Source organism: methanotrophic endosymbiont of Bathymodiolus puteoserpentis (Logatchev) (assembly GCF_900128525.1).
Lineage (GTDB): Bacteria > Pseudomonadota > Gammaproteobacteria > Methylococcales > Methylomonadaceae > Methyloprofundus.
This window is the reverse complement of sequence record NZ_FQTQ01000034.1, coordinates 1-9,321: the sequence shown is the minus strand read 5'-3', so window position 1 is coordinate 9,321 and position 9,321 is coordinate 1. Positions and strand designations below refer to the sequence as shown.

At 40.3% G+C, this 9,321-nt stretch carries 6 protein-coding genes; 2 read left to right on the top strand and 4 right to left on the bottom strand.

The genetic code is table 11. The annotated features are described in order from the left end of the window. Positions 1-372: 372 nt before the first annotated feature. Both BQ7314_RS01890 and BQ7314_RS01885 read right to left on the bottom strand, forming a co-directional pair. A complete protein-coding gene (locus BQ7314_RS01890) occupies positions 373-792 on the bottom strand; it encodes a DUF2934 domain-containing protein (protein WP_174482012.1) in 420 nt (139 codons plus the stop codon). After that, entirely contained in the window at positions 785-2,515 is a 1,731-nt protein-coding gene (locus tag BQ7314_RS01885) for an FAD-dependent oxidoreductase (protein WP_245394881.1), read from the bottom strand. Before BQ7314_RS01885 ends, BQ7314_RS01890 begins: the two co-directional genes overlap by 8 nt. A 592-nt stretch (positions 2,516-3,107) precedes the next feature. Here BQ7314_RS01885 and BQ7314_RS01880 point away from each other — a divergent pair. After that, complete coding sequence (locus BQ7314_RS01880) at positions 3,108-5,039, top strand: amidohydrolase (RefSeq protein ID WP_174482011.1); 1,932 nt, start codon at positions 3,108-3,110, stop codon at positions 5,037-5,039. Between the two features lie 38 nt (positions 5,040-5,077). Next, complete coding sequence (locus BQ7314_RS01875) at positions 5,078-7,192, top strand: amidohydrolase (RefSeq protein WP_245394880.1); 2,115 nt, start codon at positions 5,078-5,080, stop codon at positions 7,190-7,192. Between the two features lie 351 nt (positions 7,193-7,543). Here BQ7314_RS01875 and BQ7314_RS01870 read toward each other — a convergent pair whose 3' ends face one another. Both BQ7314_RS01870 and BQ7314_RS01865 read right to left on the bottom strand, forming a co-directional pair. Then, positions 7,544-8,677 carry an ISAs1 family transposase gene (locus tag BQ7314_RS01870; RefSeq protein WP_174482009.1) on the bottom strand — a complete coding sequence of 378 codons (1,134 nt, stop codon included), beginning with the start codon at positions 8,675-8,677 and terminating at the stop codon, positions 7,544-7,546. Between the two features lie 65 nt (positions 8,678-8,742). Next, positions 8,743-9,048: a hypothetical protein gene (locus tag BQ7314_RS01865; protein WP_174482008.1), complete on the bottom strand. Its 306-nt coding sequence runs from the start codon at positions 9,046-9,048 to the stop codon at positions 8,743-8,745. Between the last annotated feature and the right edge of the window lie 273 nt (positions 9,049-9,321).

The window sequence follows — 9,321 nt, the reverse complement described above, 5'->3', positions numbered from 1 at the left end:
TTCTCGCATCTGCGCTTCAATTTCTTTTGAGTAAGGTTTTATCTTGGGTCGATTTTAAATAAAGTTTATGAGTTGCATCATTATAATTCTTAAATTGAACTTGCCTAAATTAATTTGTGCTCATTCCTTAGTACCTAATGTAATGTAACGGTTTATTTTAAAGACCCTGAACTCGCATAATAAGTGCATAACATCTAAAAGTAACGGATAGCAATACACCTGTTGAATTAAGATAGGGCTTTTCTGCCATGTTCCATAAAGGTTCTACGCCTATTTTAACCCCCTAAAGGAGCTCCGAGCTTACGTTGCCCTCACCTCGATTTCCAGACTATATGCGTCTTTCAATTCTTTAATATGCGACTATTAACTGTTCTATCGATACCAGACTGCACATATTTTTTGGCATTCTGCTCGCCATGGGCATTCTGATTCAGGTTCTTCACAAGGCTGTTGATACAAGGTTCGAAAGCAAGAACGGTGACGAGTCGCTTTTTGAATTTTACGAATTAATTCTAATTCAGAAGAAAATTTTCCCGCATGGGCAACACCTATCGATTGAGCAAGTTTTTGTAAACTAACAATCGACATTCCGCCATCCTCCTGAGCACACTGAAGAAAACCTTGTATCTGAAACTCTATATATTCAATTTCAGCTTCTAGCCAGTTATCCAGGTTTTTTCCTGGTTCAAAACCGCTGGCTTCAGCTCTAAAGTATGCCGCCACAGAAACCCATTGATGACGAATTAAGTCATCAGGGTTAATTTGACAAGCTGTATCTTCAGGTTTAGGCATGCTTTAGTGCATCAGGCATTTCAGCTTGCTCTTCTTCAGCATGAGAAACAAAAGGAATGCCAGGCTTACCTGTAGCGAGTTGAGTGCGACAAAAACAATTAAACGTTTTCGATCCGCCAGCCAGCATGAAAACCTTGTCAAAGCCTTTCTGCTTTAGAATACGGTAAGCTAAATAACTGCGAAAACCGACTCGGCAATATACGTAGATTGGCTTTTCTGATTTAAGTTCATCAAGTCTTGAGCGCAGTTCGCGTAAGGGAATATTAATAGACCCAGGAATATTCCAGCTTCCAAATTCCTTAGTACTGCGCACATCGAGCAATGTACCGTTCGCTACTTGTTCTGGAAAGTTTTCAGAATACCAGAAATCCAAATCACCACGCAAAAAGTTAGCGGCAATAAACCCCGCCATATTGACTGGGTCTTTTGCTGATCCATATGGCGGAGCGTAAGCTAGTTCAAGATGCTCTAGGTCAAATACGGTCATCCCACCACGAATAGCGGTTGCAAATACATCAATGCGTTTATCTACACCATCATAGCCGACCACTTGAGCCCCCAGTAACTTACCTGTTTTAGGCTCGAAAAGCAGTTTAATATGCATAGGTGCAGTACCGGGATAATACCCCGCATGTCCAGAAGGATGAAGATAAATCTTATGATAAGCTTTTTTAACCCGTTGTAAGGTCTTTTCCGATGCACCGGTAGATCCGGCTGTCATATCAAATACCTTGACTACGGCTGTTCCCTGGGTCGAACTGTATTGGCTGGTATGGCCAAAAATATTATCAGCAACAATTCGTCCTTGCCTGTTTGCAGGTCCAGCTAAAGGGATCTGTGTTGGCTCTCCCGTCACAGTATCAGTAACTTCCACCATATCACCTGCCGCATAGATATCTGGGTCAGAAGTTTGCATGTGACCATCTACTTTGATTCCTCCTCTTGCCCCCATGGCAAGCTTAGCTCCAGCCGCGAGTGTTGAAACCGGTCTAACACCAATAGCCAAAATAACAATATCTGCCACTAGAGAGTCGCCATTATCAAGAGTAACCTTAACTTTTCCTGCGGTATCGGTAAATTCCTTAGCTGCCTGCCCCAAATGGAGTTTCACCCCCTCACTTTCCATGTGATAACGTAAATCACAGGCCATCTCAAAATCCAGTGGTGGCATAAGCTGGTTTTGTAACTCAACTAATTCAACCATCATGTCTCGTTGTCGAAACGCTTCAGCAACCTCTATACCAATAAACCCTCCACCAATGACAATAGCTTTTCGGGCCCCTGCACCAATTTCCTGAATAATAGCATCCATATCTGGGATATTTCTGAGTACAAATATTTTTTTATGATCAATTCCAGGAATAGGAGGTCTCAGCGCATCTGCACCCTGGCACAAGACCAGCTTTTCATAGCTCTCTGTATAAGTTTTGTTTTGTTTATGGTCAACCACGGTAAGTTGCTTTAGAGCGCGGTCTATCTGAGTGACTTCATGATGAGTTCGGACATCAATATTAAGTGATGCCTTCAAACTTTCTGGTGTTTGCAATAATAAAGCACTGCGATCTTTAATCTTACCCCCGATATGATAGGGTAAACCGCAATTGGCAAATGATATAAATGCATCCTTTTCCAGTACGATGATTTCAGCATCTTCATTTAACCTTCTTGCGCGTGCCGCTGTAGATGCTCCAGCAGCTACACCACCTATTATTACAATTTTCATAATCAGATCCTTAGATATTTTAGTTTAAAAAACATTTCAATCAACCTTCAGCTACTTGAATTCAAAGCATAAACACATAACGCCTGAAAGCATAGTGTTAATTTAAGCCATAGTCACAAAGTAAGCCTTTTAATAGCATCTATATTAGTTTCTCCTAGCACCTCTTATACTCTTGTCTATGTGTTACTTCAACTAAGTATTCCGGTAGTTCCCCTTTACCTACAACCATCCAAACTAATCATGCACCATAAAGGCTATCGCTGAAAGTTAGGAAACAGAGTGATAGCGAAATGATGATTTTCAGCGAGAGCGTACTGGGGTTTATCCAGTTCGCTCCGTATGTGAATGAATATTTGGTAACAGGAATCCCAAGTATTTCATAAGATAGGATGGCGCGCCTGATTGTTTATGGTGCATAGAATGTACCCTACCAGGCTTCTGCTATTTTCGTGTAAGATAAACTTTCTTGTTGTCAACAAGCGTAAATTGTTAATTGATTTTTATGAGCAGAAAAAATGCCCGCCAATACTTTATTCAAGGTAATGAGGTATTAATTCGTATGCTGTGTGGTAACTAAAGAAAGGAGGTTTTAATGTTTAGAACTATGATATTTGTAATTTTTGCAGCAGCATTATTAGCATGTAGCAATGTAAAAAAAACCAAACCAAAAGAAAGGGTTAAGATTAATACCAGTAAGCTACAACAAACTTTGTACTATGGCGGTGACATTATCACCATGGAAGGCAATGAGCCAACTTATGCAGAGGCCGTTATTGAACGGGATGGAAAAATTATCTACGTTGGTAAAAAATCCAGCGCAGTCAATAATTTTGCAGGTAAAACGATAGAAGTGGACTTGCAGGGAAAAACCATGCTACCTGGTTTTATCGAACCACATGCTCACCCTGTATCCATCGGTGGTTTTATTTTAGCCAACGATATTGTGGCACCTCATGAGTGGAGAATGCCGCATCAGACCTACCCAGGTGTTTCCGGAAAAGAAAATTACCTAAAAGCAGTTAAGGATATTATCGATTCCAAAGAGGATCGAAACAAAACAGTGATGATCTGGGGCTATCATAAAGCATGGCATGGAGACATTACGCTCAAAGATATTGATAAAGTAACGGGAGATATCCCAACAATCATCTGGCAACGCTCAACTCACGAAGTGTATTTAAACTCAGCCTGTGTTAAAAAATATGGTATTCAAAAGGGCGACCTGTCAGAAGCAGATAATAAGCAGGCAGATTGGGACAATTATCATTTCTGGGAAAGGGCGTACCAAATGATGAAAGGAACGAAACTTTCCCCTTTCTTTAGTAATCAGAAAATGTTGAAACTCGGTATGGAGCGTATCTCGCAATTGATGCTGCAAAATGGAATTACAGCTATGACAGAGCCTAGTTTCCCAAATAGCACTTTCGAAGATGAATATGCCGTTCTGCTGGATGGTACCGAAAAAGCAAAGGCATATACCATTTATTTGATTGCAGGTTTTCCAGAACAATTTGTCAAAAAGGTTGGTAATGATACCTATGCAGATCATATTGCCTCTCTGCCTGAAAAATACAATACTGAATATATTAAATTTCTCCCCAATCAATATAAAACCTTTGGTGATGGTGCCATCTATTCACTCGCCCTGCAACTACGAGAGCCATTCTTTAATTGTGCCAATTGTAAATCAGAGTGGATTATTCCTTCGAAACAGGCTCAGGAGATTTTTGATTACTGGTGGGATAAAAATTATAAAATTCATATTCACATAACAGGTGATCTGGGTCTTGAAGAATATTTAAACTTTACAGAAGCCGCCTTAAAACGCAATCCACGCAAAAACCACCGCACGACCTTTCATCATATTGGCTTATTTGATGCGCAACAAGCTCAGAGAATGGCCGATATGAAGATTGAGGCTTCTGCAAATCCTTATTACCTGTGGGCTTTGGCCGATAAATACAGCGAAACAGGATTAGGGCCTAAGCGAGCGGCCAATATGGTCGCTATGAAAGAATTAACCAAAAGAAATATTCCACTTTCACTGCACTCTGATTTTGCCATGGCTCCGGCTGAGCCGTTACTACTCGCCTGGGTAGCAGCGAATCGAATTGTGGCCAGTGGAAAAGTGATGAATCCAGAGCAAAAAATATCAGTTTACGATGCCATGAAGGGGATAACAATAACCGCAGCCCGTACTTTTGAGATGGAAGGTGAAATTGGTTCGATAAAAGTAGGCAAAGAAGCAACGTTTACGCTTTTAGAACAAAATCCTTTTAAAATTGCCCCTGAGAAATTAAAGGACATTTCTGTGGCTGGTATTGTGTATAAGGGAAAAATGAAACTTAATAAAGGAAAATTTGTTGGCGGGGGGCGTGATGCACATGGCTGCATTGGATCAGCAGGCTATTCCTGGTGTGAGCGCACGGGGCAATGTGAGCGTCCTTGGGAACTTGCTGAGAAAATAGGATTTGAGAGTACAGCTGAAGCTTTCAAACAGTACTGTGGTAACTCAAATAATTAAGAATAAATCACCCTTTTTTGATAATGACAGGAAAAATTATGATTAGAATCACATTACTACTATTCATTACCGCGACCTTATTTGCTTGTGCTCATCAGCAGCACAGCAAGAAACCCCAATCTACTGAAAATACAGTCAAATTACAACAAATACTTTATTATGGTGGCGATATTCTTACCATGGAGGGTGATAAACCCGCTTATGTTGAAGCCATCATTGTACGCGATGGAAAAATTATATATACCGGTGACAAAGCCAGTGCAGTCAACAACTTTGCTGGAGAAACCATTAAAGTTGACCTAAAAGGCAAAATCATGTTGCCTGGTTTTATTGACCCTCATGGTCATTTTATGTCGGCTGTACTAATGGTCACGCAAGTCAATGTTGCCTCCCCTCCGATGGGAACAGTCACTGACATTGCTTCAATGATTAAAAAACTTCAGGCATTTAAAACAGAAAAAGGTATTAAAAACGGTGAATGGATTGTTGGCTGGGGATATGATCAAGATTTACTGGCCGAAAAACGTCACATTACCAAACTGGATTTAGATAAAGCATTCCCAAACAACAAGGTATTGATAATACACATCTCTATGCATGGTGGTGTTCTCAATTCCAAAGCATTAGAGTGGGCAGGATTAGATGAAAACTCAAAAACGCCGGAAGGGGGCATCATCGCACGGTTGCCCGGTAGCAACGAACCCGCTGGATTAGTTATGGAAATGGCCTATATGCCAGTATTCGATAAGTTACCGCAACCATCAGAAGATGAAATGATGGAATTAATGAAATCAGCACAAATGCTGTATGCCAGTAATGGTTATACGCATGCTATTGAAGGGTTTACGCATATTAAAGATATGAATACCTTGAAAAGAGCGGCTCAAGAAAACAGATTTTTTATTGATATTGCCTCGCTGCCAGGTTTCAATGAAATGGATCAATGGTTAAACAACCCAGATTACAAATTTGGGGAATATCATAATCGCTTAAAATTTCAGGGAGGTAAATTCACACTGGATGGCTCACCTCAAGGCTTGACGGCTTATATGGCCAGCCCTTATCTAGTGCCTGGACCCAATGGCGAAAAAAACTGGGTTGGAAATACCTCTATACCACGAGATAAATTAGCTGAAATGGCTAAAACCATGGTAGAAAATAATGTACAGATTAATTTCCATGCGAATGGAGATGGTGCGATTGAAGATGCCATTTTTGCCATTGAACAGGCAGGTATTACAGCAGAGCAAGATAAGCGACCCATTATCATTCACTCTCAGTTTCAAAAGCCGGAACATTTACCAAAATATGCCGAGCTAGGTATTACGCCAACCTATTTTACCAACCATGTTTTTTATTGGGGCGATGTACATGTTAAAAATGTTGGCAAAAAGAAAGCGTCATTTATCAGCCCTATCAAAGCGGCAAATGACCTTGGGATTGTTACCTCAAACCATACTGATTTTAATGTCACCTTACTCGACCCATTTTTTGTCATGTGGACATCGATGGCAAGAGAAACCAGAAGTGGCAAAATTCTTGGGGCAGACCAAAAAATTGATGCGTATACGGCACTACAGAATATTACAACAGGCCCCGCCTATCAGTTTTTTGAGGAAAACAGAAAGGGTATGATTAAAAAAGGTATGCTTGCTGATTTTGTAATACTCGATAAAAACCCTCTAAAAGTAAGTGACGTATATGCGATTCGAGAAATCACCATTTTGCAAACCATTAAAGAAGGAAGCACGATTTACCAAAAAAAGACCGTTGAAAAATTGGATGGATATTTTATAAAGAACACTGTCAAGTTTGATGACAATAATAACTTTATGCATGTCGTGGTCAATAATCAAAAAGACTTTGATCAATATTTTGGTGTCGCCAAAACTATGGGAAACAAAGTCGATAAGGTGAATTTTAAGAAAAACTCAGTCATTGCTATCATGACAAAGCCATCAAATATCTCGAAGAAAATAGGACTGGTTTACTATGAGTTCGATGACGATAAATTATTGATTAAATATAAGATAACAGCAGGAGCAAAAAATACTTACCAGTCAACAGGCCTATATCTGGCAACCATTCCAAAGAACGTTACAAGTATTAAATTCAAATCAAGATATAATGTGGGAGTCGTGGACATAAAGTAAATCCTTAGGAGCAACTAACATTCATATGAATCCAGACAATAAAAAGTGCTACCGCTGTCAGCCCCAGATGGGCTGATAGTCCGCGGTAGGCGAAGGGTTGTTGCCAATCCGAAGTCCGCTAGCAGCGCGCGAGGGAGGCTATTGTTTTACCGAAGAGCCATAAAGCCATTAGTGAGAACCGTGTGGCTATGCAGGGGGTTTTGGGCATAGTCGTGGTGGACGTAGGGCGTACCGGGGCACTATTGATTCGCCGCGTGGCGAATCGATTTTTGTGACAGGAGTCCCAAAAGCTATCATGAAGCGCAGGGCAATCGCATTAAAAAAACATTAAACATCATGCTCTTATATTTCCTAGCTATTTTTTCTCTGCGAGAAAAGCACCCTTAGCAAATAATCCTCATCCCATCCCGCTTTAAGGCCCTTATTTTTAATCCCAATTTTTGCTGTCTTCTCTGATTTAAGCAAGTTTAATGAAATATGTCGGAAAATTGCCATATTAGCAGCACTATTTCCCATTCTTGTCCTTTGGGAGTCTTCATCAAATGCATAATCCAAAACCCAATGTAAATTATTTTCTATTCCCCAATGCGCTCGGACAACTTGCCCTAAATATTTTGGAGCCGTCGCATCAAGACTGCTAATGAAATAGCGTGTTTCTTCCGTTATTTTATCGTTACATTCACGTTTAGCCGTCACAGCGATAATACTTTTAAGAGCAGTCCATTTGGGATGCTGTTCTTTTAGCCAGTCGATATCGGATGAAGCACGAACGGTACGTGTTTCTATTCGCCCATGCCCCGCATCATATGACTCATGCCCCACTTCTGGGCAGGTACTTTCTGTTTCAAAAAAGAGTTTTACATCTTTATGCAGATTACCCTGATTCCCTTTTAAACTCAGCATATAATCTGCATTCTGCTCAATAATTTGATCTACCACAGATGTTTGACAACCCATTGCATCCATTGTGACCACAGCTCCAGTAATATCTAGCTGTAACAGCAGTTTAGGAATCGCCGTGATCTCATTAGACTTTTCATCTACTTTTTGCTGACCAAGCACCAGCTGATTTTCAGTTGCCCAGGCACTGACCATATAAATAGCCGCTTTATTTGATGCCTTGTCCATACTACGACGCAAGCACTTGCCATCAATCGCAATGATGTTTTCACCACTCAACTCTGTCAGATCGGCGACCCAACAGCTAAAGCATTCGCTAAACTTCTGGGTGTTAATGGCCGCGAATACATTACCAAACGTGTCATGTGAAGGAATGCCATTTTCAAGACCCAGCAATTCATCAAACCATGACTTCTTTGCTTTACCAAACTCTTCTATTGCCACCCAGTCATTCGCACCACAAATTGCAGCACAAAGCGTAATAAAAAAAATATCCTCTAGTTTGTGGAGTTTCCTACGATTAAGGCGAGGATCTGGAATTGAGGAGAAATGTTCGATTATTGATGCGCTAGCAGGAGGTTTCATAAACAAATAGTGCTTATAGGCCACTATTTACATTAAAATGTCAATAGGTTTTTAATGCGATTGCCCTATATTTCCCCCCGTGTAGTATTGACAATGATTTTAATATTGCTATTTAAAAGATTACTTGTACCCACTTTTGCTAGTTTATTAGGCGAAAGAACCCCAGCAACTGACATTCCCTCTTCCATTTCTGTCGCAATATTAAGAATAAAGACGTCTTTATTTGGGTCTATCTGAATATAATCGCTAATTTCACCAACCTCGAGTAACCCCCCAAACACATCACCATAAACATAAATATCCTCCCCCGACAGTACCAATATAGGTATTACTATCAGCATAATACCTAACAATAAAGTGCCTTGAGTCATAGTCAACTTCGAATGTATCAACGCCAGAAGGACTAAAAAATTCTGGAAAAGTTTTTTCGGCAAAATTAAATAGCTTATTTGAGTTGCTTAAATTGCTGCCAAATGTAGGAAGAGGCTTGGGCGTAGGAACGGGAGCACCTACTTTAAAGTAACGGTGTCCGCAACAATACATAAGATGGTAGACATACATCAAATCTATGGGTGATAATAAGTTTCCTAAGGTGTAAAAACCAACTTTTACGGAATTCAATTGCACGAAAAAGTGGCGCTCAG

What these genes read in the sequence shown, in the direction of transcription:
- BQ7314_RS01890 (WP_174482012.1), bottom strand. Translation starts at nt 792, where the DNA reads ATGCCTAAACCTGAAGATACAGCTTGTCAAATTAACCCTGATGACTTA.
- BQ7314_RS01885 (WP_245394881.1), bottom strand. Translation starts at nt 2,515, where the DNA reads ATGAAAATTGTAATAATAGGTGGTGTAGCTGCTGGAGCATCTACAGCG.
- BQ7314_RS01880 (WP_174482011.1), top strand. Translation starts at nt 3,108, where the DNA reads ATGTTTAGAACTATGATATTTGTAATTTTTGCAGCAGCATTATTAGCA.
- BQ7314_RS01875 (WP_245394880.1), top strand. Translation starts at nt 5,078, where the DNA reads ATGATTAGAATCACATTACTACTATTCATTACCGCGACCTTATTTGCT.
- BQ7314_RS01870 (WP_174482009.1), bottom strand. Translation starts at nt 8,677, where the DNA reads ATGAAACCTCCTGCTAGCGCATCAATAATCGAACATTTCTCCTCAATT.
- BQ7314_RS01865 (WP_174482008.1), bottom strand. Translation starts at nt 9,048, where the DNA reads ATGACTCAAGGCACTTTATTGTTAGGTATTATGCTGATAGTAATACCT.